General features: G+C 62.3%; 23 protein-coding genes. 15 read left to right on the top strand and 8 right to left on the bottom strand.

All coding sequences use genetic code 11. The features are described from left to right. Nucleotides 1-29: 29 nt before the first annotated feature. Nucleotides 30-890, top strand: a complete 861-nt coding sequence (locus RBB32_RS11910) for a DUF2189 domain-containing protein (protein ID WP_306152933.1) — start codon at nucleotides 30-32, stop codon at nucleotides 888-890. 110 nt (nucleotides 891-1000) lie between these two features. On the opposite strand, the gene RBB32_RS11905 is transcribed toward RBB32_RS11910, so the two are convergent. Together RBB32_RS11905 and RBB32_RS11900 are read right to left on the bottom strand one after the other, a co-directional pair. Further along, nucleotides 1001-1966 carry an MBL fold metallo-hydrolase gene (locus tag RBB32_RS11905; RefSeq protein ID WP_306152932.1) on the bottom strand — a complete coding sequence of 322 codons (966 nt, stop codon included), beginning with the start codon at nucleotides 1964-1966 and terminating at the stop codon, nucleotides 1001-1003. 99 nt (nucleotides 1967-2065) lie between these two features. Beyond that, nucleotides 2066-2653 carry a riboflavin synthase gene (locus RBB32_RS11900; RefSeq protein ID WP_306152931.1) on the bottom strand — a complete coding sequence of 196 codons (588 nt, stop codon included), beginning with the start codon at nucleotides 2651-2653 and terminating at the stop codon, nucleotides 2066-2068. Nucleotides 2654-3243: 590 nt separating this feature from the next. Between RBB32_RS11900 and RBB32_RS11895 the strand changes: the two genes are divergently transcribed. The 13 genes from RBB32_RS11895 (at nucleotide 3244) to RBB32_RS11835 (ending at nucleotide 18326) form a co-directional block, all read left to right on the top strand. After that, the gene (locus tag RBB32_RS11895; protein ID WP_306152930.1) at nucleotides 3244-4536 is read left to right on the top strand and encodes a capsule biosynthesis protein; all 1293 of its coding nucleotides are present in this window, start codon (nucleotides 3244-3246) and stop codon (nucleotides 4534-4536) included. 141 nt (nucleotides 4537-4677) lie between these two features. Next, nucleotides 4678-5778, top strand: a complete 1101-nt coding sequence (locus RBB32_RS11890) for a polysaccharide biosynthesis/export family protein (RefSeq protein WP_306153009.1) — start codon at nucleotides 4678-4680, stop codon at nucleotides 5776-5778. Then, complete coding sequence (locus RBB32_RS11885) at nucleotides 5778-7793, top strand: capsular polysaccharide biosynthesis protein (RefSeq protein WP_306152929.1); 2016 nt, start codon at nucleotides 5778-5780, stop codon at nucleotides 7791-7793. The genes RBB32_RS11890 and RBB32_RS11885 overlap by 1 nt, the downstream gene beginning before the upstream one ends. 174 nt (nucleotides 7794-7967) lie before the next feature. After that, on the top strand, nucleotides 7968-8753 hold the full coding sequence (locus tag RBB32_RS11880) for an IclR family transcriptional regulator (protein WP_306152928.1): 786 nt from the start codon (nucleotides 7968-7970) through the stop codon (nucleotides 8751-8753). A 357-nt stretch (nucleotides 8754-9110) separates the two neighbouring features. Continuing rightward, a complete protein-coding gene (locus RBB32_RS11875; RefSeq protein ID WP_306152927.1) occupies nucleotides 9111-9623 on the top strand; it encodes a TRAP transporter small permease in 513 nt (170 codons plus the stop codon). A 12-nt stretch (nucleotides 9624-9635) separates the two neighbouring features. Beyond that, on the top strand, nucleotides 9636-10940 hold the full coding sequence (locus tag RBB32_RS11870; RefSeq protein WP_306152926.1) for a TRAP transporter large permease: 1305 nt from the start codon (nucleotides 9636-9638) through the stop codon (nucleotides 10938-10940). A gap of 49 nt (nucleotides 10941-10989) precedes the next feature. Next, nucleotides 10990-13230: a thiamine pyrophosphate-dependent enzyme gene (locus tag RBB32_RS11865; protein ID WP_306152925.1), complete on the top strand. Its 2241-nt coding sequence runs from the start codon at nucleotides 10990-10992 to the stop codon at nucleotides 13228-13230. Continuing rightward, nucleotides 13227-13685: a VOC family protein gene (locus RBB32_RS11860; RefSeq protein ID WP_306152924.1), complete on the top strand. Its 459-nt coding sequence runs from the start codon at nucleotides 13227-13229 to the stop codon at nucleotides 13683-13685. Before RBB32_RS11865 ends, RBB32_RS11860 begins: the two co-directional genes overlap by 4 nt. Next, on the top strand, nucleotides 13682-14629 hold the full coding sequence (locus RBB32_RS11855) for an NAD(P)-dependent oxidoreductase (RefSeq protein ID WP_306152923.1): 948 nt from the start codon (nucleotides 13682-13684) through the stop codon (nucleotides 14627-14629). The genes RBB32_RS11860 and RBB32_RS11855 overlap by 4 nt, the downstream gene beginning before the upstream one ends. Beyond that, a complete protein-coding gene (locus RBB32_RS11850; protein WP_306152922.1) occupies nucleotides 14626-14907 on the top strand; it encodes a hypothetical protein in 282 nt (93 codons plus the stop codon). Before RBB32_RS11855 ends, RBB32_RS11850 begins: the two co-directional genes overlap by 4 nt. Continuing rightward, nucleotides 14904-16064 (top strand): TRAP transporter substrate-binding protein, encoded by a 1161-nt coding sequence (locus tag RBB32_RS11845; RefSeq protein ID WP_306152921.1) that lies wholly within the window; start codon nucleotides 14904-14906, stop codon nucleotides 16062-16064. Before RBB32_RS11850 ends, RBB32_RS11845 begins: the two co-directional genes overlap by 4 nt. A gap of 83 nt (nucleotides 16065-16147) precedes the next feature. Beyond that, nucleotides 16148-17476: an acetoin dehydrogenase dihydrolipoyllysine-residue acetyltransferase subunit gene (locus tag RBB32_RS11840; protein ID WP_306152920.1), complete on the top strand. Its 1329-nt coding sequence runs from the start codon at nucleotides 16148-16150 to the stop codon at nucleotides 17474-17476. A 160-nt stretch (nucleotides 17477-17636) separates the two neighbouring features. Continuing rightward, nucleotides 17637-18326, top strand: coding sequence for an SDR family NAD(P)-dependent oxidoreductase (locus RBB32_RS11835; protein WP_306152919.1), 690 nt, complete (start codon nucleotides 17637-17639; stop codon nucleotides 18324-18326). A gap of 377 nt (nucleotides 18327-18703) precedes the next feature. Here the strand turns inward: RBB32_RS11835 and ribD are convergent, their stop codons facing one another. Together ribD and nrdR are read right to left on the bottom strand one after the other, a co-directional pair. Beyond that, entirely contained in the window at nucleotides 18704-19774 is a 1071-nt protein-coding gene (gene ribD, locus RBB32_RS11830; RefSeq protein WP_306153008.1) for a bifunctional diaminohydroxyphosphoribosylaminopyrimidine deaminase/5-amino-6-(5-phosphoribosylamino)uracil reductase RibD, read from the bottom strand. Between the two features lie 23 nt (nucleotides 19775-19797). Then, nucleotides 19798-20283 carry a transcriptional regulator NrdR gene (nrdR, locus tag RBB32_RS11825; protein ID WP_154152810.1) on the bottom strand — a complete coding sequence of 162 codons (486 nt, stop codon included), beginning with the start codon at nucleotides 20281-20283 and terminating at the stop codon, nucleotides 19798-19800. 195 nt (nucleotides 20284-20478) lie between these two features. Between nrdR and RBB32_RS11820 the strand changes: the two genes are divergently transcribed. Beyond that, the gene (locus tag RBB32_RS11820) at nucleotides 20479-21156 is read left to right on the top strand and encodes an SDR family oxidoreductase (protein ID WP_306152918.1); all 678 of its coding nucleotides are present in this window, start codon (nucleotides 20479-20481) and stop codon (nucleotides 21154-21156) included. A gap of 3 nt (nucleotides 21157-21159) precedes the next feature. Here RBB32_RS11820 and RBB32_RS11815 read toward each other — a convergent pair whose 3' ends face one another. The 4 genes from RBB32_RS11815 to rpoD form a co-directional block, all read right to left on the bottom strand. Then, the gene (locus RBB32_RS11815; RefSeq protein WP_306153007.1) at nucleotides 21160-21576 is read right to left on the bottom strand and encodes a secondary thiamine-phosphate synthase enzyme YjbQ; all 417 of its coding nucleotides are present in this window, start codon (nucleotides 21574-21576) and stop codon (nucleotides 21160-21162) included. A 5-nt stretch (nucleotides 21577-21581) separates the two neighbouring features. After that, on the bottom strand, nucleotides 21582-22091 hold the full coding sequence (locus tag RBB32_RS11810) for a hypothetical protein (protein ID WP_306152917.1): 510 nt from the start codon (nucleotides 22089-22091) through the stop codon (nucleotides 21582-21584). 411 nt (nucleotides 22092-22502) lie between these two features. Next, nucleotides 22503-22787, bottom strand: a complete 285-nt coding sequence (locus RBB32_RS11805; protein WP_306152916.1) for an HlyU family transcriptional regulator — start codon at nucleotides 22785-22787, stop codon at nucleotides 22503-22505. Between the two features lie 8 nt (nucleotides 22788-22795). Next, nucleotides 22796-24790, bottom strand: a complete 1995-nt coding sequence (gene rpoD, locus RBB32_RS11800) for an RNA polymerase sigma factor RpoD (protein WP_306152915.1) — start codon at nucleotides 24788-24790, stop codon at nucleotides 22796-22798. Nucleotides 24791-24879 lie beyond the last annotated feature (89 nt).

Genomic DNA, 24879 nt, shown 5'->3' with positions numbered 1-24879 from the left:
GCTCAGCCCGCCGGATAAAGGAGGGAACCATGGTAAAAACAATCGGCAATCCGCTATCTTGGGCCGCACAGGGCCTTTCGGGCGCGGGCCATGTGGTCGGCGACGCCACCGATGGGCTGCGGGGCAAGGTCACCCAACCGCCCGAGGTGAAAACCCTCACCATCGAAGATCTCGGGCTGGCGCTGCGCAAGGGCTACGAGGATTTCAAACGCTTCCGCAGCGACGTGATGTTCCTGGTGCTGATCTACCCGATCATCGGCATCTGTCTGGCGGTCTTCGCCTCCAATCAGGCACTCCTGCCCATGCTTTTCCCGCTTGGCGCGGGCTTCCTTCTTCTTGGCCCCATCGCCGCCGTCGGTCTTTATGAAATGAGCCGCCGTGGCGAACGCGATGACGATGTCGGCTGGGGCGCGGCCCTGTCCGTCCTCAAGGCGCAAAACGTCGGGCCGATCCTTGTCATGGCGCTATACCTGATTGGCATTTTCCTGCTCTGGATCCTGTCGGCCATGCAGATTTACCAATGGACCTTGGGCCCGCAGCCTCCTGAAAGCCTTGGGCAATTTGCCCTTGATATCGCGCTTACCGGCGCCGGGTGGATGATGGTGATACTGGGCGTGAGTGTGGGGGCCTGCTTTGCCGCCCTCGTGCTTGCCATCAGCCTGACAACCCTGCCCATGCTGATTGATCAGCGTGTCGGCCTTGTCATCGCCGTGGTAACCTCTTTGAAAGTGGCAAGGAAAAACCCGGTCACCGTCGCCGCATGGGGCCTGGTCGTGGCGGCGCTCATGCTGCTTGGCACGCTGCCCGCCTTCCTTGGGTTGATCGTGGTGCTGCCGATCCTGGGGCACGCCACGTGGTACATCTACCGCGCCGCCGTGCCGCGTAGCTAAAGCGTAAAGCGTGCCGCCCTTGCCGAAGTCTCGGGTCAAAGGCGGCACGCTTGCGGCAAAAGGCCGGGGCATCGCCTGCCCCGGCCATTCTTGTTTCCAATAGTCCCGGCTCAGAACTGCCAGAGTGCCGGAACAAAGCGATAGGCATCGCCGTCCCGCTGCACATGCCCGACCCCGGGAAAGGGAAAGTGATAGCCCAGAATGGCAATCCGATCCTCGGCGCACATATCCAGCAGGCGCTTGCGCGTCGCCACCGTCTGCTCGCCGTCGCTGTCGAAATTATTGTACCACTCGGGATGCGCGAAATTGGTATAGGCGTGGGTCATCGCATCGCCCATAGCGATCAATGACTGGTCCCCGCTGTCCACCCGCAGGCTCATATGCCCCGGCGTGTGGCCCGGCGTGTCGATCATGGTCAGGCCCGGCACCACCTCGTGCCCATCCTGCACCAAGGTCCATTCCGCGCCGTCCACCTCGATGGAATTCACCGCGCCCAGCACGAATTGTTGCATATCCGGCGCCACCTGGTTCACCAGGTCGTCCTGCATCCAGAAATCATGCTCGGCCTCGCCAAGGAAATACTCGGCATCCGGCAGGATCGCCTCGTCGAACCCGTCGCGAATACCCCAGATATGATCCGGGTGGGCGTGGGTGATCACCACATGGGTGATCCCGTAGGGGTCAATCCCCGCCGCCTCAAGGTTCCCCATCAACTGGCCGGTGTTCTCCATGAACCGGTTGCCCGAACCGACATCGACCAGAACCCGCGCATCGCCCACCTCCACATACAGGTGGTTGGTGTGCGAATAGCCCAGTTCGGGCGACAGGAAATGCCGCTTGAGAAAGGCCTGAACCTCCTCGGGGTCGGCATTCACGCCCAGGCCGCTGGTCGGCAGGCGGAAATACCCGTCGGACACCACGGTCACCCGCGCATCGCCGACCGAGAACTTGAAATGTGACGGGTTGCCACCCTCCGGCGCCCCCAGTTCCGCCCGCGCCGAGACAGGCATCGCAAAGGCCGGCGCAGCGGCGGCCATTTTGAACAGGTCGCGGCGCGTGGGTTTGAACACGGTCATAACATCCTCCCTATGGTGATTTGCACCTAGGATAGGGGCCATGCCCGATTACGCAATATGTTTCATGAATATGTTGCAAACACGGGCGGCACGCCGCGGTCAGCCCATCTCGTTCAACCGCGCCACGTAACGGGCCAGCGTGTCGATCTCCAGATTGACCATATCGCCCAAGCTTACGTCGCCCCAGGTGGTCACCTCCTTGGTATGCGGGATGAAGTTGATGCCGAAATCCCGGCCTTCCACCTCGTTCACCGTCAGGGATGTCCCGTTCAACGCCACCGACCCTTTCAGCGCGATGAATTTGGCCAGCGCCTCGGGCGCGCGCAGGGTGACGCGGGTACTGTCGCCCTCGTCCTTGATGGCCACGACCTCGGCCAGGCCATCCACGTGGCCCGACACGATATGCCCGCCCAACTCGTCGCCCACCTTCAAGGCGCGTTCAAGGTTCACCCGGCGCCCCTCGGTCCAGGTCTCAAGGTTGGTCTTGGATACCGTTTCGGCGCTGATATCCACATCGAACCAATCCGCGCCCTTGTCCACCACCGTCAGGCAGACACCGTCACAGGCGATCGAGGCGCCCATATCCACACCGGCCATATCATAGGCGGTGCCGATCCGCGCCCGCAGATCGCCGCGCTTTTCCAAGGCCCGCACCCGGCCCACATCCGTCACAATCCCGGTGAACATGGCGTTTTACCCCTCTTGGTCTTTCTTCCGAGGTAACGCTCCGGGCAGGGAACGGCAAGTGTGGAACGTCAGCAGATCACACCTCGGCGGGTCGGTTTATCCTTTGTCAAGCGCGCAGGCCTTACACCCGACCTTCAAAGGCACCTGAGCAAAGGTCAGCGATACGGACGAAGCGGGCATTTAAACAAATCAAGAAGGGCCGCGCCCGACCCTGGGAGGGCCTTGCAACAGGTATTCAGGGAATGACAGCGTCACACGCAAATCATTGAGTCGGTGCATAACGCCACCCATGCGCCCTCCCGGGGGGAGGGTCGGGCGCGGCCCGGGGCAAGCCCGGGCGAAACGGTGAATGACTGTCCAGCAAGGGCTCACACCCGTCACTCCCTGCGTCTGACCTCAACAGCAGCTGCCAGGAAATGCGCTGGCTTTGCAAGGCTCACTCCTGCGCAACGCTATCGCTCAAACGAGACCCGCACCCGATAGAACCTCCTCACCGAAGACCGACACACCAGCCCCAAAGCCACATTTTTGCCCTATTCATTACTTAGTCCGCGATGTTGTATATTACGCGGTAAAAGGCAGTCGCATTCATGAGCACCCTAACGGGCGACAATCGGGTATTTCTATTCCTGCAAGGGCCGCACGGGCCCTTTTTCGCACGCTTGGGGCGGATGCTTGAACGGGCCGGCGCAACCGTCTGGCGCATCGGCTTCAACGCCGGCGACCGGGCCTTCTGGCGCGACCGGCACAGTTATATCCCCTTCCTCGGCAGCCACGAAGACTGGCCCGCCACCTTCGACACCCTCGTCGCGGATAAAGGCGTGACCGATCTTGTCCTTTACGGCGACACCCGACCAATCCACGCCCAAGCGGTTTCAATCGCCAAGGATCAAGGCCTGCGCGTGCATGTGTTCGAGGAAGGCTACATGCGCCCCTATTGGGTGACCTATGAACGCGATGGCAGCAATGGCAATTCGCGCCTGATGGAAATGACCGTCCCGCAAATGCGCGAGGCGCTGCAAAACTCCGATATGGACACCGCCCTGCCGCCGGCCAGCTGGGGCGACATGCGCCAACATATCTTTTACGGCGCGGCCTACCACGGCTGCGTGATGCTGCTGAACCGACGGTATCGCAATTTCCGTCCGCACCGCGCGCTTGGCGTGACACAGGAATTCAAGCTTTACCTGCAGCGCCTTCTGCTGATGCCCGCACAGGCCATCGACCGGCGCATCGCCACCTGGCGCATCCGGCACGGCGGCTTTCCCTATCACCTGGCACTGCTGCAACTGGAACACGACAGTTCCTTTCAGATGCATTCGCCCTTCTCCACCATGACCGAGTTTCTGGAAACCGTGATCGACGGCTTTGCCAAGGGCGCGCCGCCGCATCACCACCTCGTGGTCAAGGCGCATCCGCTGGAAGATGGCCGCGCACCAATCCGCCGCGAATTGAAACGGCTGGCCCGCGCCGCCGGTGTGGCCAACCGCGTGCATTACGTGCGGGGCGGCAAACTGGCCCAATTGCTGGACGAGGCGCGCAGCGCCGTCACCGTCAATTCCACCGCCGCGCAACAGGTGCTGTGGCGCGGTATCCCGCTCAAGACCTTCGGCGCGGCGGTCTACGCCAAGCCCGAGTTCGTTTCCACCAAACCGCTGCGCGATTTCTTCGCCGGGGCCGAACGCCCTGACAGGCGCGCCTATACCGATTACCGCCGCTACCTTCTGGAAACCAGCCAGGTGGCGGGCGGGTTTTATTCCTCGTCCGGGCGGCGGCAACTGCTGCGACAGGCCGTCGATATGATGCTTGCCCCCGAAGACCCCTACGATGCGCTGAAATCCGGCACCGCGGCCCCAAGGCAACAGTTGCGCGTCGTGACCTGATCCCAACAGGCCAAGAGACTGGATTTTTCCACAGGGCTTGGCTACACTAACAAAAAAAACACCGAGGCAGAAATAGGTCGAGGAGACCGAGCAGTGAATTCCAAACCGAACCGTTGGGCGCGGTCCGTCGCCCTCGTTGTCATGGTGTCGATGGTATCGTCCTGTGGCGTCCTGCCCCGCGTGGGCCCCAACAAACGCGAAATCTACGCAGGTTCCGTGCAGCGCCAAGGCGACGCCTTCGTTGTCACCGTGAATGACCGCGTGACGCGCGCCACCGCCGTGCAGCCCGCGCTTGGCTTCACCGATGATTTCCGCAACGCCGGTCGGCTTGGCTCCGACACGATCCGCCCGGGCGATACGCTGGGCCTGACGATCTGGGAAAACGTCGATGATGGCCTTCTGGCGGGCGAAGCCGCCAACCAGACCGTCCTCGAAGAAGTACAGGTCGATGGCGCGGGCTTCATCTTCGTGCCCTACGCGGGCCGCATCCGCGCCGCCGGAAACACCCCCGAGGCCATCCGCCGGATCATCACCTCCAAGCTCGATGAACAAACCCCCGATCCGCAGGTGCAGGTCCGCCGCCTTGCCGGTGATGGCGCAACGGTCAGCCTGATCGGCGCCGTGGGGGGCCAGGGCGTCTACCCGATTCAACGCCCCACCCGCACCCTCTCGGCCATGCTGGCCAATGCGGGCGGCATCGCGATCGAACCCGAGATTGCCCAGATCACCGTGATCCGCGGCGAGCAACGCTCCAAGGTCTGGTTCCAGGACCTTTTCAAACACCCCGAGTTCGACATCGCCCTGCGCGCCGGTGACCGTATCCTGGTCGAGGAAGACACCCGCGCCTTCACCGCGCTCGGGGCCACCGGCGCACAGGCCCGCGTGCCCTTTGAATCGCAAACCCTCAGCGCGGTCGAAGCCCTCGCCCAGGTCGGCGGCCTCAGCGCCAGTGCCTCTGACCCGACCGGCGTCTTCGTCATGCGCAACGAACCCGCGGCCATCGCCAACCAGGTCCTGGGCCGCAACGACCTGCAGGGCGCACAGCGCCTGATCTACGTGCTCGACCTGACCAAGCCCAATGGCATGTTCATGGCGCGCGACTTCTCGGTGCGCGACGACGATACGCTCTACGTCACCGAAGCGCCGTTCGCACAATGGAGCAAGGTCATCTCGGCCCTTACCGGCACGCTCGGTGCGCTTGGCAGCGTCTCCACCGCAAGCGACACGCTCGGCGGCGGCTGATGCCCGCACCGGATGCGACACCACCCGCCGCGACACCCTCGCGGCGGGTTTTCTATTTCAACGCGGGTTTCCTGCGCCAATCCCGCATCCGCCGCATCATGGCGCTTTCGGGCCTGCCGCTGCACCTCGGCCGCCCCGGCGCGGGGGACCTGATCGCCGTCTGGGGCAAAAGCCCCTACGCCAAACGCGGCGAGAGGGTGGCCGCCAAAACCGGCGCCGCCCTTCTCCGCCTCGAAGACGCTTTCCTGCGCTCGCTGCATCCGGGCCGCGAAGGCGAGTCGCCCCTTGGCCTGATCATCGACCGCTCAGGCATCTACTTTGACGCCAGCACGCCGTCGGACCTTGAAACCCTGCTGGCCACCCATCCCTTCGACGACACCACGCTGATGGACCGCGCCCGCGCCGGAATCGCCCGCATGCAAGAGGCGCATCTCAGCAAGTATTCTGCCTTCGATCCCACCACCCCCTGCCCCGATCCCGGCTATGTGCTGGTGATCGACCAGACCCGCGGCGATGCCTCGGTCACCCACGGCGGGGCCGATGCCAACACCTTCCGCGAAATGCTGACAGCGGCGCAAACCGACCACCCCGGCGCGCGCATCGTGATCAAAACCCACCCCGAAACCGCCAAGGGCCATCGCCCCGGCTATTTCGGCGCGGAGGATGCAACCGACCGCATCACGCTTCTCTCGGATCCGGTCAGCCCTTGGGCCCTGCTCGACGGGGCCATCGCCGTCTATACCGTCACCTCGCAACTGGGGTTCGAGGCGATCTTCGCCGGCCACAAGCCGCATGTTTTCGGCCAACCCTTCTATGCCGGATGGGGCCTCACGCAAGATCACCACCCTGCCCCCCTGCCCCGCCGGGGCCGCCCCCTCAGCCGCGCACAGCTTTTCGCCGGGGCGATGGCGCTCTATCCCACGTGGTACGATCCCTACCACGACCGGCTTTGCACCATGGAAGAGGCCATCGAGACACTGGCCGCCCGCACCCGCGCATGGCGCGAGGACAGGCAGGGCTGGACAGCCCACGGCATGCGCCTGTGGAAACGCAAACCGCTGCAACAATTCTTCGGCAGGCCACACCGGGTCAGTTTCAATCCAAAGGCCAACGGTCAACGCCGCCATATGGTCTGGGCCAACCGCACCGACAAGGCCCCCGAAGGCGCCCTACGCCTAGAGGACGGCTTCCTGCGGTCACGCGGGCTTGGGGCCGATCTCATCCCGCCGCTGTCGCTGGTACTGGACGATCTGGGCATCTACTACGACCCAAGCCGCCCCTCGCGCCTTGAAACACTGATCGAAAAACGCGCCACCCTGCGCCCCGATCAACAGCGCCGCGCCGAGGCGCTAATCGCCAACCTGATCGACCTGAAACTCTCGAAATACAACCTCGGCAACCCGGCCCCTGATCTGCCCCAAGGCCACCGTATCCTTGTCCCCGGACAGGTCGAGGACGACGCCTCCATCCGCCTCGGCGCGGGCAAGATAAACACCAACCTCGCCCTGCTGCAAAAGGCCCGCGCGGCCAACCCAAAGGCCGTGATCCTCTACAAACCCCACCCCGATGTCGAAGCCGGCCTGCGCCCCGGCAGCATCCCCGAGGACGATCTGAGAACGCTGGCAGACACCGTGCTGCCCAACACCGACCCCGCGCAATTGCTCGACCACGTGCAAGAGGTCTGGACCATGACCTCGCTTCTTGGGTTCGAAGCGCTCCTGCGCGGCCTGCGCGTCACCACCACCGGCGCGCCCTTCTACGCCGGTTGGGGCCTCACCCGCGATCTGGGCGATGTGCCGCCCCGCCGCCGCGCGCGCCCCGCCCTTGCCGGGCTGGTGCATGCCACGCTCATCGACTACCCGCGCTACCACGATCCGGTCACCGGCACCGCCTGCCCGCCCGAACTGGTGGTTGACCGCCTCGCCCATGGTCCACTGCCCACCCCCGGTCCCGCCAATCGCCTCACGGCAAAGCTACAAGGCGCACTGGCCAGCCAGGCCTGGCTCTGGCGCTAGCGCATCACCGCGAACCCTTGGCGTGGCGATCATCCGCCTTGTGCCTCCACGATGTACGGCCAGACCGACCGCCCCGAATTCTCGAAGTTTCGTGGATAGCCGATTGCTCCTGAACCCACCTTGGAGTAGAACTCACCGCTACTCGAATGACAAACCAGCGCCCTAGCCGATTTCATGAATGACAATCCCTTCAAGACCGAAACAACGACACATTCCGGCACGGTCGCCAAGGCATTTCAGATCGTCAGATATGTCACGGCGTCGCCGCGCCACGCGGTGACCGTTTCCGAGATCGCGGAAGAACTCTCGCTTCCGCGCCCAACGGCCAATCGTTTGATCGGAAACATGATCAAGCTTGGGATGCTCAAACGCGAACTGGGCAGCAAACGTATCATCGAAGGCGACGCGTTATTAAGCATCGCCGGCGACGTGCTTGAAGGCGCCGCTTCGCGCGGACCGCGCCATGAGATACTCAGGCAGCTTGTCATCGACACGCGCGAGACAGCCAACATTGGCGCGATATCGTCAGGTCAGGTCCTGTACGTGGATCGCGTCGAGGCGATCTGGCCATTGGCGTTCCGGCTCGACGTGGGAAGTCGCGTTCCGCTTCATTGTTCGGCAATCGGTAAATTGCTGCTTGGCCATATGCCCCAGGCACAAAGGCAGAAATACGTTGATACCCTGCCCCTGTCGCAACGAACCGACAGAACGATCTGCGATCGTGATGCCCTGAGCGCCGAATTGGACAGCATACTCGAAACCGGCGTCGCCCTGGACAACGAAGAATGCTTCGAAGGCGTCATCGGTATCGCCGTGCCGATACCTTTCAAGCGAAACCTTCATACCATGGGTCTCGCGCTGGCCGCCCCAAGCGCGCGCCAAACAACGCAAGGCCTGCGCGATTTTCTTCCCGCGATGAAAGACGCGGCTGCAAGCTTGGCGAAAACCTACCCCGAGTAAACGCGGCTCTGCCCATAAAGCGGTTCGCGAAAAACCTGAATCACAGATTTTCGCGAAACGCAGTGCTCCGCTCAATCGTTGCACGCGTTCCGCCTTTCGCTGATGCATCAGGTTAAAGGTGGAACGCTTTAGCTTCTGCAAAATTCGAAAAACCCGGCATGGCGCCGGGCTGAAGGGACTCGAAGTTTCTCAAGACTTTTATTGACAACAGATCACATAGTGATCCATTATAGATCACATAATGAACTTTGCAGCATTTTGGGAGGAGGGTTGCATGGTTATGATCTTCGCTGAACCGGGTGATTTTCGCGAAAAATCACGCCAGACGAATCCATTCTCCAACGCAGCGTTCGCCTGATGACACGGCTTGGACCCCTTTTGCGCAACGCCGAGCGCCTTGCGATGCTATGGCTCTATGCCTTCATCGTTGTGGTCATCGTGGTCGAGGTTCTGCGCCGCTTCGTGTTTGACTACTCTTCCATCTGGGGGGAGGAAGCCGCGCGTTTCGCCTTCATCTACCTGGTTTGGATAGGCGCAGCCGTCGGCGTGCGAAACCGCTCTCACATTCGCTTTACCATCTTGGCGGATCTGCTGCCTCCACGCGGGGCCACGGCGCTTTCCATGCTCGGGAACCTCGCGATCATGGGCTTTGCCGCCTTCGCGTTTTACTGGTCAATCGAACCGATTGAGACCTCCCTGCGCTTTGGCTCTGTCTCCGAAGGCCTCAGGCTTGCCCGGGCTTGGTTTCTCGTGGCCGTTCCCATTGGCTTCACCCTCGTTTTCCTTCGAGCGATCGGCGTCATCCTTGAGGATATCGCCAACTTTCGTGCCAACCAGCCCCCTTCGACGGGCGAAAAACTGTTCGATTAAAAGGGGCTAGACATGCTTTACGGAACCGCAGAAGCATCGCTCGATATCGGTTGGGATGTCATCATTCCGCTTATCGTGCTCGCCGTGCTTTTCCTGTTGGCCATTCCCATCTGGGTTTCGCTTGGAATCACCGCCCTGCTGATGTTGACCCTGACCGGTGCGCTGCCGCTTTCCTTGCTGGGCGAAAGCCTGTTCAGCGGGGTGAACCACTACGCGCTCATCGCGATTCCGCTTTACCTGCTGACGGGTGATGCACTCGTCCGAACGGGCCTTTCGAAAAAGCTTCTGGATTTTGCAGAGGCCACCATGGGGTCCGTCCGCTCAGGGATGGGAACATCCACCGTGCTGGGCTGCGGGTTTTTCTCCAGCATCTCGGGGTCCGACGCGGCAGGCTGTGCCGCCGTTGGCCGGATGACCTATGCACGGCTTGTCGAAAAGGGATACCCCACCGGCTACGCGGCGGCCCTTGTCGCGGCCGGCGCCTGTACGGGCATCCTGATCCCGCCCTCGATCGCCTACATCATCATTGGCATGATCCTTGGAATTTCCGCGGCCAGCCTCTTCGTTGCGGCAATCCTGCCGGGGGCCCTGGTTCTCCTCTCGATCATGCTGACCAATATCGTCCTGAACCGCATTCACGGCTACGAGAACAGCAGCGCGGCCTTTTCGTTTTCCAACTGGTTGTCGGCGCTATGGAACGCGAAATTCGCGCTCGCCATTCCCTTTGTTATCCTTGGCGGCATCTATTCCGGAATATTCACGCCGACCGAAGCCGCCGCCGTCGCCGTGGCACTCACCTTGCTGATCGGTTTCTGTCAGAAAACGCTGACCTTGGCGGATGTCCCCGCGATGTTGTGGAGTTCGGCCAAGGTCAATGGGATCATCGTGCCGATCATCGCCGTCGCCCTACCGCTGGCACAGGCCCTGACGCTGGTACAGGTGCCGCAGGGCTTCGCGGACCTGATCCGGTCGATCACCGACGATCCCAGCCTTACCATTCTGCTCATGCTGGGGGTCTTCATCCTTGCCGGCTGCGTGATGGAGGCCACGCCGAACATCGTGATCCTCGCCCCGATCATGTTCCCGCTTTCCCAGGAAATCGGCATGAACGACATACAGTTCTGCATCTTCCTTATCACCTCGCTGGGCGTCGGTTTCATCACGCCCCCGCTCGGCCTCAATCTTTTCGTCATCTCTTCCGTGACCGGCCAGCCGATCATGTCGGTCGCCGCGCGCGCGCTTCCCTATGTCTTCGGGATGCTTTGCGTCGTGCTGCTGATCGCCTTCGTGCCGGGGATATCGACATGGTGGATGTGACACCGAACCAACGGCCCGCGGGCCATATCCTTTCGAAAGGACGCGCTACATGACCCAAGCTGCCAGAAAGACGAATGCCGATCCCGACCGCCTTCGGAACCTGAAACCGTTGCCGATCGAGACGCCTTGCTGGACGCTTTCCACCACCGATGACGACCTCCGCGCCGTACCGGTGGCCGAGCTTGCCGCGATGCTCGAACAGGTGTTCCTGATCCGGCATTTCGAAGAAAGGCTTCTCGATCTCAGCAAGGAAGGGCTTCTGCATGGTCCGGCGCATGCCAGCATTGGCCAGGAAGGCGCAGCCGTCGGGATCATGTCGGCCCTGGCCTCCGAGGACAAGATCAACGGCACCCACCGGATGCATCACCAGTTCCTTGCCAAGACGCTGAACCACGCAAGGGTCGAAGGCTACAACCCGTTAGAGCAAGAATTCTCGCAGCAGTCGCAAGAAGTCCTGTTTTCCACGTATTCGGAAATTCTTGGCCTCTCCACCGGCTACTGCGGCGGTCGCGGCGGGTCCATGCACCTGCGCGAACCCCAGGCCGGTGTCTTGGGGTCAAACGCCATCGTCGGGGGGAACCCTCCCCATGCGGTGGGCTATTCGCTGGCCGACAAAATGCGCGGTAGCGATTCGATCTCGGTGGCCTTCTTCGGGGACGGCGCCACGCAGATGGGCACGACATACGAAGCGATGAACCTTGCAGCGCTCTACGACACCTCGACCGTCTTCGTGATCGAGAACAACTTATACGCGGTATCCACGCATCTGTCCGAGCAAACCCGCGAAACACGGTTAAGCGCGCGGGGGTTGGCGCTGGGTATTCCCGCGATCACCTTTGACGGCATGGATGTCATCGCGGCGCGGCGGGCCATGGAAATCGCACGAGACCTGATGACCCAAGATAAGGGTCCAGTCATTCTCGAAGCCCGCACCTACCGCCACTTTCACCAATCGGGCCCAATGCGCGGCAGCGCCTTTGGATATCGCGACAAGGACGAGGAACAGGCATGGCTTGAAAGGGATCCGGCGAAAAATTTCCCGGCACAGCTTGAACGCCTTGGCCTTCTGGATGAACAGGCGGTGGAACAGCTTCGCGACCGCGCCCAAAACGCGGTTGATTCAACGCTGGACAGGCTGATCGAGGGATCGGCGGCAGACCGTCGCCTGATCCCAAGCCTCTGGCCCGACCCGACGACTGTCGAATTCGGTATCCGTGGCGATCTTTCGGAACTGGCTGATCGGCGCGCCCTTGAAGAACAGGACATCGCCGAGGATGAAAGCCGCGAGGCGCGCTTTCAGGATATCATCTCGGAATCGATGCTCCTCAATATGGATCGCTACGAAAACCTCTTCATCATGGGCGAGGACGTTCACAGGCTGCGCGGCGGCACCGCGGGGGCAACGCGCGGCATCGGCGAAAAATACCCCGACCGGCTTCTCGGCACCCCGATCTGCGAGAACGGCTTCACCGGGGTCGCCCTCGGCGCGGCGCTGAACGGCATGCGCCCGGTTGTGGAAATCATGTATCCCGACTTCGCACTTGTCGCCGCCGACCAGCTTTTTAACCAGATTGCCAAGGTGCGGCACATGTTCGGCGGCGGGTTCCCCGTCCCCGTCGTGGTCCGAAGCCGGGTAACCCAGGGCACGGGCTATGGGTCACAGCATTCCATGGATGCGGCGGGGCTTTTCACCCAATACCCCGGCTGGCGGATTGTGGCGGCCTCAACGCCGCATGACTACATAGGGTTGCTCAACGCTGCGGTGGCCTGCGACGATCCGGTCCTCGTTCTGGAATATCATGAGCTTTTCCCGAAAAAGGGCCGCGTCCCGACAACGGACTGGGACTACATCGTTCCTTTCGGCAAGGCCCGCATCGCGCGCGCCGGGCGCGATGCCACGATCCTTACATACGGTCCGATGGTGGATATCTGCACCGACGTTGCCGATAACGCCGGCCTTGATGCCGAAGTGATCGACCTGCGCACGCTCGACCCTCTCGGGCTGGACTGGACGACGATCCAAGCCAGCGTTGAAAAAACCAACGCGCTGCTCGTGGTCGAACAGACGACGCGGGGCACGTCCATCGGCTCGCGCATCGTCAATGATGCCCAGCGGCGGCTGTTCAACCTGCTCGACTACGAGATCATGCACGTGACCGGAACCGAGTCTTCCGCGGTTGTCTCGAAGGTTCTCGAAGAAGTCGCCTTTGCCCGCCCGCAGGATGTGGAAGCGGCCCTGCGCAAGGTCATCGAGGACCGGAACCTGCACCGTTCGGAGGGTGCCCAATGAGTGTCGCACCCCTCGTAAAACGTGTCCATCACACGGCTGTCTGCGTACAGGATTTCGACGCGATGCGAGAGTTCCTGGTCGCGTTTCTGGGCTTTGAAACAGAAGGCGAGATTTCCAGCCGCAGCGAAACCGAGCTTGCAACGGTGGTTGGTCTTCCCGGCACGCATATCCGCTGGGGCCTTTATCGCTGTGACACGCACAGAATCGAATTGTTCAAATACTTCGAACCTGCCGGGAAATCCGCCCCCCCGGCACAATGCGACACCGGCTTTACCCACCTGGCCTTCGAGGTCAGCGATGTGCGCGCAGCCTATGACCGTTCGGTCGAGGCCGGGTACACGCCATTTTCCACGCCACAGTCGATGCGCGGCGGCCTCAGCCATGTCTTCTACCTTGAGGGCCCGGAAGGCCTGGTGGTGGAATTCATGCAATTTCACAAAGAACAGACACCATGACAGATACATTGCCAATCCCACGCGTAGAACCGCACACCGTGGCTTTCATCGGCCTTGGAACCATGGGCAGCGGCATGGCCGCGCGGCTTGCCAAGGCCGGTCACCGCGTTCGCGGCTATGATATTGATCCCGCAAGGCGACAGGCGCTCAAGGCACATGGCGGCCACGCCGCCACCAGCATCGCAGAGGCCTGCAACGGCGCTGAAATCATCATGACCATACTGCCCCGCGACGCGCATGTGCTTGAGGTCTGTACCGGGCCCGGCGGCATTTCGGAAAGCGCGGCAAAAGGGGCTTTGCTACTGGAAATGAGCACCGTTCTCCCCGACACCAGCTTGGCGGTGCACGATGCCCTGTCACAGGCCGGGTTGCGTGTTCTTGACGCGCCGGTCGGGCGCACGCCGCGCGATGCGGAACGCGGCTCGCTTCTGGTGATGGCCGGGGGCGATCCGGCGGATTTCGAGGCCGCGCAACCCGTGATCCTGCCGATTTCCGACAAAGCCCTGCATCTTGGCCCCAAGGGCAGCGGCATCCGCATGAAGATCGTGAATAACTACATGTCCATGGTCGGAATGGTGATGACAGCCGAAACCCTCGCCATGGCGCGCAAGGCCGGCATAGACAGCGCCGCCGCGGTCGAGGTCTTGCAGAACACGACCGCAGGGCGTGGGCAAATCAACGTGAACTTTCCCAACAAGGTTCTAAGCGGTGACGTATCGCCCGATTTCCCGCTCGGCATGGGTCAAAAGGATATCTCGCTTGGCGTGACCTTGGCCGAACAACTCGGGGTGCCGCTTGCGCTGGGGGCTCCGGCGCGCGACCTGTTTTCCTTGGCTGGCCCCATGCAGATGGGCGACCTCGATTGTACCGCCATGCTGCTGCTGATCGAGAAACTCGCCGAAGATCGGTCAAGCGGCCCCGACAGCACGGAGCAGACCGAATGACCGTCCCCCCGAAACGAACCCTTTTTCACCGTCTTACCGGTTTCGCCGCGCTCGCGCTTTTCACGGCATTCATGGGCAACATCGTCTTGGCGAAATTCGCCATGATGATTGATTTCGCGGCCCCGCGCCTTTCGGCGCAGACAGAGTTCCTAATCGTTCTGGCGGCAACGCTGCTGACAATCATTTACCTGCTCCGCGAGGAGAAAAGGAAGGCACCAAGCCTTGCCGACCCCACGGATCATGACAACGACGTTCAACCAGAGGAGGAGACCCCATGACCACACCTAGAACACCCACGAGTGCGCCCAGCTCCGAAGATCGGCGCAACTTCCTGAAACTGGCCAGCACTGCAGGCTTCACCGTCGCCGTGGCGGCGATGGGGGCCGGAACGCTTGGCGTCGCACCTGCCGAGGCGCAAACCAGCGCCGAGGAAGCCGAGCGTGAAGCCGCCGCCGAACACGTGATGACCATCGGCACCGCCTACCGCCTTGGGACAACGCGCACTTTCCCGGTCATGCAACTGCACCTGAAGGAAAATATCCAGAACGCGACGCGTGGCAAAGTCTATGTAAAGCTTGTGCCGAACGGGTCGCTGGGGGCCGGGGCCGAATTGGCCGAAAAGGTGCAAAACGGAACCATTCAGGCCGCGCAGCATTCGATGGCCAACTTCGCGCCCTTCGCATCGGCTGTCGACGTCATCAACCTTCCGTTCTGGTGCGGCGACAATCAGAAGTTCGTGAACCTCGTGACCTCCGATATCTGGAAATCCGAGGTCGATGCCCGCGTCGCACAGAACGGGTTCAAGGTTCTGCTTTATCAACCGGTCGATCCGCGTACCGTCAGCGTGCGTCGCGGGCTGCGCGATGACCCCATCAAAACACCTGATGACATCCGCGGCATCAAGTTCCGTGTGCCCGGCTCCAAGATCCTTGCGCAGACCTACAGCCTGCTGGGGGCAAACCCGACGCCGATCGCCTGGGGCGAGACCCCCTCGGCGCTAAGGCAGGGGGTGGCCGATGCGCTTGATCCCAATACGATGGGCCTGAACCTTTTCGGCTTCAAGGACATCGTGTCTCACGTCACCTTCACGCGAACCGTCCCCGATGGCGGGGTGTATTCGTGCAACGGCGAATGGTTCGACTCGCTCGACAGCGACATTCGCGAAGGCATCGAATGGGGGGCGCATATCACCTTCCTGCAGAACCTCTCGCAGATTCCCGCATCGCGGAACTACGCGATCAACGAGATGGCCTCGGCCGGAGTGCAGTTCTACTCCCCCACCGACGATGAAATGGCACAGTGGGTCGATGCCGCGGGGGCTCAACGCCCGGAATGGGACGACATCAAGAAAGAGCTGGTCGGCTCTGTCGCCACCTTTGACAAGCTGCGCGAAGCCGCGGAAACCGACAGCGGCTTCTACGTGCACGACGCCTGACCCCATGCCGCCACCGTGACCTGACATCCCGGTGGCGGTACATCCCATCCGCTGAAACAGTCGCATTTACGAAAGAAACATGCATGCCAAAGCAAGTATCCATGCCACGTCTGGACAAGGACATGGAGGAAGGCCGCATATCGACGTGGCTCCGCTCCGAGGGGGACGAGATCGCCAAGGGGGACGTCCTGTTCGAAATCGAAACGGACAAGGCGGCCGTCGAGGTCGAAGCCGAGCATGCGGGCATTCTGCACCATATCGCCCTGGGCGACGGCGAAAGCGCCCCCGTGGGCGATGTCCTGGCCTGGATCTACGGCCCCGACGAAGACGTCGGGCCGCCGCCCGAGGTGCAACCTGCGACCCGGCCCGGGGAACCGACGGATGATCGGGCCGCCCCCTCGGCAAGCGCCACGCCAAAGGAACGCGCGGCAACAGGAAAACCAGCCGCGCCGGAAACCACGCCCCCCGCCGAGCCCGGGAGTCCCTCAAGGAAACGGCTTCTCGCCACCCCCGCGGCGCGCGCCGAAGCCAAGGCGCATGGGGTGCCCTTGCAAAGCCTCGCCGGTACGGGCCCCTCGGCGCGCATTCAAAAATCCGATATCCAGGCCGCGATAACCAGCCCCCCCGCGCCGGATGCCCCCGCTCAGGCCAAAGACCAGCCGGGCGCGCTTTCGGTACAGTCGTCAGGCCACGGCACGGCAACGCCCATGGTGATGATCCACGGGTTTCTCGCCGACGCCTCCGGCTGGGAAAAGCTGACAAGACCTCTTGAAGCGAAACGCCGAATTCACCGCATTGAGCTTCCCTGCCACGGGCGCTCACCGATGCGGCAACTGGCAAGTTTCGCGGATCTGGCACGCGATCTCCGCAAGGCTTTCGACGACCTGGGGCTGGAGCGTTGTCACCTCATCGGTCATTCCCTCGGAGCAGCGCTTGCACTTGCAATCGCGGATACACGCCCCCGCACTATCGGGTCCCTGACCTTGATTTCACCTGCCGGCCTTGGTCCACAGATCAACGGCCCGGCCATCGAAGGCATGTGCCGCGCTACCCGGGCCGAAAGCCTCGGACCGTGGATGAAGTTGCTGACCGCCGACCCGGACGCGATCGGCTGGCCCTATGTGCAAGCTGCTGCCGCCGCCCGGCGCGACCCCGCGTTGCGCGCATCGCAACTCGCCCTTGCCAACGCCCTGTTCCCTGACGGCGTGCAAGCCTTCGACATGCGGCCAGCCCTGGACAGGATAACCGCACCGACGCGGATCATCTGGGGACGCGATGACAAGATCATTCCATGGAAACATGCGCTCCATGCGCCCGGGCATGCCTCGCTGAACCTTTACCACGGGGTCGGCCACATGCCGCAGTATGAAATCCCCGAAAAGCTCACCCCCATGTTCGATGCCCTTCCCTAAAGCGTTCCGCCTTTGACCCGATGCATCGGCGAAAGGCGGAACGCGTGCAACGTTCGAGCAGAGCACCGCGTTTCGCGAAAATCCGTGACCCAGGTTTTTCGCGAAACGCTTCAAGGGCCGACTAGAGACAAAAGAAAACGCATCCGAAGGAGACAATAAAGTGGAACATCGTGTTGCTATGATCTCAGGCGCAAGCGGCGGTATCGGGGCCTGCATCGCCAAGACCCTTACGGCCCAGGGGTGGGGGCTCTCCCTCGGGGCCCGCGATCCGGCCCCCCTGCAACGGCGCTTTCCCAAGGCACTGGTGGTTCCACAGGATGCAACAAGGTCCGATGAAGCCGCTTGGGTGGCGGACACACGCACCCGCTTCGGGCGCATAGACGCGCTGATCTGCTCGGCGGGGCAAATGATCCCCGAGGACATCGTTGATATATCCGACGAAACGCTCGATCTGATGTGGGACATCAACGTGAAATCCCCCCGTCGGCTTGTGCACGCGGCCTGGCCCGATCTGGTCGAGGCCAAGACGGGGCGCGTGGTTCTCCTGGTATCGCTTTCCGGCAAGCGCGTACGCTCGGCTGCAAGCTCTTCATACGCGGTGACAAAACACGCCGCGCTGGCGATGAACCACGGCATCCGCCAGAAAGGCTGGAAGGATGGCATCCGTTCAACGGCAATTTGCCCGGGACGGGTCAACACAAGCATGGCCCGCGCAATAGCCGATACCCCGCCTGGGCAAATGACCCAGCCAGAAAACATCGCGAAACTCGCCAAGCTTGCCATCGACATGCCGAACGAAGCCTCGATGGCCGAGATCATGGTCAATTGCGATCTCGAGGACCAATACTAAAGCGTTTCGCGAAAAACCTGAATCACAGATTTTCGCGAAACGCAGTGCTCCGCTCAATCGTTGCACGCGTTCCGCCTTTAGCTGATGCCTCAGGTTAAAGGTGGAACGCTTTAGGGCCTGTGAAACGCCGCCACCAGCCGTTCAACGGCCTGCCCGGAACGCGCTTTCCGGCCTCCCTCGAAGAAACCGAATGCCGCTTCACCCCCGCGATCAGACCCCCTACCGCCTCCTGATCACAGCGTGCAGATGACCCCGCTCAAACGCTGAGCTGTGGTCACCCCTTGGAAAAACAAGAAACCGCGCCCTTCTCGCTTTCTTCTTTTCAAAAATATCCTGGGGGAGTCGCCCGCAGGGCGGCGGGGGCAAAGCCCCCGAAATCATCGCCGCTGCCAGCGGTGCATGACATCGCCACCGATATCGCGCGTCTCGATCAGTTCGAACCGCGGCGCCTCGTCAAGGCGCTCCAAGCCCAGCGCACCGATCCCCGGCAGGCCCTCGGCCCCGATGGCCACCCCGGCGGTAAAGCCCACCAGTTCATCCACCAGGTCGCCCGCCAGAAGCGAGGCCGCCAGCGCGCCCCCGCCTTCGCAAAACACCCGCGTCAGCCCCGCCGCGCCCAATCGCTGCAGAACCCCGGCCATGTCCAACTGCCGCCCCGTCAGGCCGCAGGGGATCAGCTCCGCCCCCACCCCTTGCCAGGCCTCCACCAGCGCAGGGTCGGCATCCGGCCCATGGCACAGCCACACCGGCACCTCGCGCGCCGTCCGCGCCAGTTGCGACATCAGGGGAATATCCAAGCGGCGCGAAACCACCACGCGCAGGGGTTGGCGAACGGCCCCCATATCCCGCACGGTCAGCATCGGGTCATCGGCCCGCGCCGTCCCCGCCCCCACCATCACCGCGTCATGGCGCGCGCGCATCCCGTGCACCGCGCGGCGGGCCTCCCCCCCGGTGATCCACTGGCTATGCCCGGTGGCCGTGGCAATCCGCCCATCGAAGGAGCTGGCCAATTTCAAGGTGACATGCGGCGGCCCGCCCGCCGCCTTTCTCAGGAACCCGCCCAGATCACGCGCGGCCTCCTCGGCCAGAACGCCGGTGTCAACCGCAATGCCCGCCGCCCGCAGAATATCGAACCCCTTGCCGGCCACCCGCGCGTCACTGTCGGTCAGGCACGAGACAACCCGCGCCACCCCCGCAGAGATCAGCGCCTCGGCACAGGGCGGCGTCTGCCCGTGATGGGCACAGGGCTCAAGCGTGACATAGGCCGTGGCCCCCCGGGCCGCCTCTCCCGCCTGCGCCAGGGCCACCACCTCGGCATGGGGCCGCCCCCCGGGCGCTGTCCAGCCACGCCCGACGATCCGCCCCTCGCGCACGATCACGCAGCCCACCGCCGGGTTGGGCCAGCACTGCCCCTGCCCCCGCCGCCCAAGCGACAGGGCCAAAGCCATGAACCGCGCGTCGCCTTGCCCGGTCACTCGTCCGATTGCTTGGCTTCGGCGATCGCCTCGTCGGGGCGCAACTCGCTCACGAACTTGTCGAAATCATCGGCCGCCTGGAAATTCTTGTAGACGCTGGCAAAGCGCACATAGGCCACGGTATCAATCCGCGCGAGGCTTTCCATCACGATCTCCCCCACGGTTTTCGACGGGATATCCGTCTCGCCCATGCTTTCCAAACGCCGCACGATGCCGGAAATCATCTGCTCGATGCGCTCGGGCTCCACCGGGCGCTTCTGCAACGCGATCCGGATCGACCGTTCCAGCTTGTCACGGTCGAAATCCTCGCGCCGCCCGTTGGTTTTCACCACCACCAGATCGCGCAGCTGCACGCGCTCATAGGTGGTAAATCGCCCGCCACAGGCCGGGCAAAACCGTCGCCGCCGGATCGAAACATGATCCTCCGCAGGCCGGGAATCTTTTACCTGAGTGTCAACATTTCCACAAAACGGGCAGCGCATGGGCCGTCCCCCTTTTCTTCTCTGCCTCTTCGGTCGTGGGTCTGCAGGCCCACTTATCCACAGCCACTATAGGACACCCGCAAGGTTTTGGGTAGAGGGGAATTTACACCCCTAGATAGGCCGAACCCCAAGGGGTTTAAGAACCGGCCCAACAGCATAGGTCATGCCCAAGACCAACCAAGGAAAGGCCACGACATGACCGACAAGACCCTCTTCATCACCGGTGCCTCCTCCGGCATCGGCGCCGAAACCGCCCGCGCCGCCGTGGCCAGGGGCTGGCGCGTGGCGCTCATGGCCCGCAGCGCCGACAAACTGGATGCGCTGGTACAGGAGCTGGGCGCCGACCACGCCCTCGCCATCACCGGCGACGTCACCAACTACGATGACCTGACCGCCGCCACCACCGCCACCAAGGACAAATTCGGCCAGATAAACGCCGTCTTCGCCAACGCGGGCATGGGCCTTGATACCCCCGGCGTGGCCGACGGCGACCCCGGGGAATGGCGCCGCATGATGGAGTTGAACGTCATGGGCGTGCTCTGGACGGTCAAGGCGACCTACGAGGCCCTGAAAGAGACCAAGGGCCATCTTGTCCTCACCGGCTCGGTCGCCGGGCAAATCCACCTGCCCGCCTCGGTCTATGGCGCCTCCAAATGGTTCGTCCACGGCTTCGGCGGCAACATGAGCGAGGACATGCGCAGCTGGGGCGGGCGCTGCACCGTCATCGCGCCCGGCATGGTCGATACCCCCTTCTTCGACGAGGCCAAGCCAGACAAGCTCAAACCCGAGGATGTCGCCCAAACGGTGATCTTCGCCCTGGACCAGCCCAAGCGCGCAGATGTCCGCAACCTCACGATCATGCCCACGGGCTAAATCTCACACCAGATGCGCCGCCACGTTCCGGCTGTGCGGCGCATCGCGATGCTCGAACAGGTAAATCCCCTGCCACGTGCCCAACACAGGCACGCCGCCACTCACCGGGATAGTCAAACTCACCGGCATCATCGCCGCCTTGATGTGGGCGGGCATGTCATCGGGGCCTTCGTAGGTATGCGTCAGATACCCCATCGCGGGGTCGCTGGTGGGCGGCACCAACCGGGCGAAATAATTGCGCAGGTCGGTTTGCACCTCCGGGTCGGCATTTTCCTGTATCAACAACGAACAGGAGGTATGCCGCACGAAGAGCGTCAAAAGCCCCGCCTCGACACCCTGCGCACGGGTCCAGCCCACCACCTCGCGGGTAAACTCGTACAGGCCCTGCCCCCGGGTGCTGATTTGAAATTCGCTCTGCACCCCGCTCAACACGGCCCCCATTCAAAGGCCTCGCGGTCCCAACACTGGCCCGCCGCCTGCTTGGCCTCGTAAAGCGGATAAATATCATTCACGGAAACCGAACCTGCATCACAGGCCAGTTGCGCCATGGTCTGATCCCCCTTGATCACCGTCACCCCGCCCGAGACCGAAACTTTCACTTCACCGTCTTGGGGAATGCGGTCGATGGCGTAATGGATGGTGTAATCAAAGGCCCGGTTGTTGAAACTCGCCTCCTCATAGATCGTCCGCCCAACCCCGTTCCACGGCATCATATATACCTCGCTCACGGGCCGCGCCAAAAGCATCTCGGCCATGCCGCCTTGGGGGCCAAAGCGGTAATAGGCGACCTGATCCTGCAAACACAGGTCCACCGTTTTCGCCCCACCCTTCACCGTACAATGAAACATCGGCACGCCGGGCCCGAAACACCCTTCGGCCCGCGCCGCTCCCGTGGCGGCCATGAACACCGACAGACCCAGGAAAAACTTTCGCATCCGGCAACCTCCACTCCTCGCCTTGCAACAGGTCTAGCACGGGCAAAGCGCCCCGGCCCATCCCTTTCGATACCATGAACAGGGCGCGCGCCCTGTTTACCCTTGGCTTGCGGCTTTCACTGCCGCGTTAACCAAGCTTGCGCAATCCTCACCAAGGCGCACGGTGGGCGCTCATCGCTTCGCTCCTCGCGCAAAAGGCCGTCAGGCCTGATAAGCGGGCCGGTCTCCTACGGGTCGTACGACTCGTACGATGCCCGGACAACACCCGCCGATTTTCGTACGAAACCCGGGGGCAAACGTACGACTCGTACGACTTTTCAGTCTGTACAGAGACCACGTAAAACCCCCCGCGTTCTGTACAGAACACGGGGGGTCAATGTACAATCTGTACAGAATGCGGCAGGCCCGGGCCTAGCGGAAAATCCGCTCGCCCTGTTCGTCGATCACCTGCTTTGCCTTGCGAATGGAAAAGGCCTGCGCCTCCTCCAATGACCGGATGACATCCGCGCGCAGCAGGTGATGCACCTTCACCTCGCCATCCACCTCTTTCTCGATCCGCGCCCCAAGGCGAAAGCCGTCGCTTTCCGACTGCGGCGTGGGGAAGATGCGAAACCCTTCATAGGTTTCCCCTTCGGCCTCGGCCTCCGGTTCGGCCTTGGGTTTGCCGCCGCCAAAAAGCTTGGAAAACAAGGACATACCGGCGCCTACTGATCCAGGAACGACCGCAGCTTACGCGACCGCGAGGGATGCTTGAGCTTGCGCAGCGCCTTGGCTTCGATCTGCCGGATACGTTCGCGGGTGACGCTGAATTGCTGGCCCACTTCCTCCAGCGTGTGGTCGGTGTTCATGCCGATGCCGAAACGCATCCGCAAAACCCGTTCCTCGCGCGGTGTGAGGCTGGAAAGAACCCGCGTGGTGGTTTCCTTCAGGTTGTCCTGAATCGCGCTATCCAGCGGAAGAACAACGTTTTTATCCTCGATGAAGTCGCCAAGCTGGCTGTCTTCCTCGTCCCCGATGGGGGTTTCAAGGCTGATCGGCTCCTTGGCGATCTTCATCACCTTGCGGACCTTCTCCAGCGGCATTTGCAGCTTCTCGGCCAGTTCCTCGGGCGTGGGTTCACGACCGATTTCATGCAGCATCTGGCGCCCGGTGCGGACCAGCTTGTTGATGGTCTCTATCATGTGCACCGGGATACGGATGGTCCGCGCTTGGTCGGCGATCGAGCGGGTGATCGCCTGCCGGATCCACCATGTCGCATAGGTGCTGAACTTGTAGCCCCGGCGATACTCGAACTTGTCCACCGCCTTCATCAGGCCGATGTTACCTTCTTGAATAAGATCAAGGAATTGCAGGCCACGGTTCGTGTATTTCTTGGCGATCGAGATCACGAGGCGCAGGTTGGCCTCGACCATTTCCTTCTTGGCCTGGCGGGCCTCTTTCTCGCCCTTTTGCACTTGGCTCACGATGCGGCGGAACTCGCTGATATCCAGACCCACGTATTGGCCCACCTGCGCCATGTCGGCGCGCAACTCGGCCACTTTCTCGGGGCTGCGTTCCATGAACATCTGCCAGCCGCGCCCGGATTTCTGCGCCATGTCGTCCAACCACGTCGGATCCAGCTCGCGGCCCCGGTAGGCCTCGACGAATTCCTTGCGGTTGATCCGCGCCTGGTCGGCCAGTTTGACCATGGCGCTGTCGATCTGCATGATCCGGCGGTTGATGCCATAAAGCTGGTCGATCAGCGCCTCGATCCGGTTGTTGTGCAGGTGAAGCGAGTTCACCAGCTCCACGATTTCCGAGCGCAACTGTTGATATGTCTCCTCGGCCGCTTTGCTGAACGACCCATCTTCGTTCAGCGTGGCCGAGATCCGGCTGTCCTGCATCTCGCTCAGTTCGGCGAAATCCTCGGCGATGCGATCCAGCGTTTCCAGAACACGCGGCTTCAGGGCGGCCTCCATGGCCGCAAGGCTCATGTTGGCCTGTTCCTCTTCGTCGTCGTCATCGTCCTTGGCAATCGGGTTGCCGTCGGCATCAAGCTCCGGCTCGCTGTCCTCGGATTTTTCCTTGGGCGCGCTCGTAACATTGGCCGCCTCGGCCACCACGCCTTCTTCGGCCTCTTCCAGGCCCTCGCCCATCTGGCCCGAGAAGGTGGTCTCAAGGTCGATCACATCGCGCAAAAGGATGTCTTCACCCAGAAGTTCGTCGCGCCAGATCGTGATCGCCTGGAAGGTCAACGGGCTTTCGCACAGGCCCGCGATCATCGTGTTGCGCCCGGCCTCGATCCGCTTGGCGATGGCAATCTCGCCTTCCCGGCTCAACAGTTCGACCGAGCCCATCTCGCGCAGGTACATGCGCACCGGGTCGTCGGTCCGGTCCAGCTTCTGCTCCTTGCCCGAGCCAAGGGTGACCTCACCCTTCTTGCCGATCTCGGCCACGGCGGTGGATTTGCTTTCCTCCTCCTCGGCTTCCTCGGCCTCGATGATGTTGATGCCCATCTCGTTGAGCATCGACATCACGTCCTCGATCTGTTCACTGCCCACCTGGTCGGGCGGCAGAACCTTGTTCAACTGATCGTAGGTAATAAAGCCCTTCTCACGCGCCTCCCCGATCATTGCTTTGACCGCGGCCTGGCTCATATCAAGCGAGATTTCAGCCTCTTGGTCTTCGGGTTTCTGGTCGTCGGTGTCCTTGGCGGCCATGAAGTTCTCCTGAACGAAAGGGCGATCGGGTGATTCTTAAAATCGAATCAATAACGCGTTCGCATGATTCGCACACCCGTTTACCCTGT

This window comes from Roseovarius sp. MMSF_3281 (genome assembly GCF_030733685.1).
Lineage (GTDB): Bacteria > Pseudomonadota > Alphaproteobacteria > Rhodobacterales > Rhodobacteraceae > Roseovarius.
This window is presented reverse-complemented; position numbering and strand designations above follow the sequence as displayed.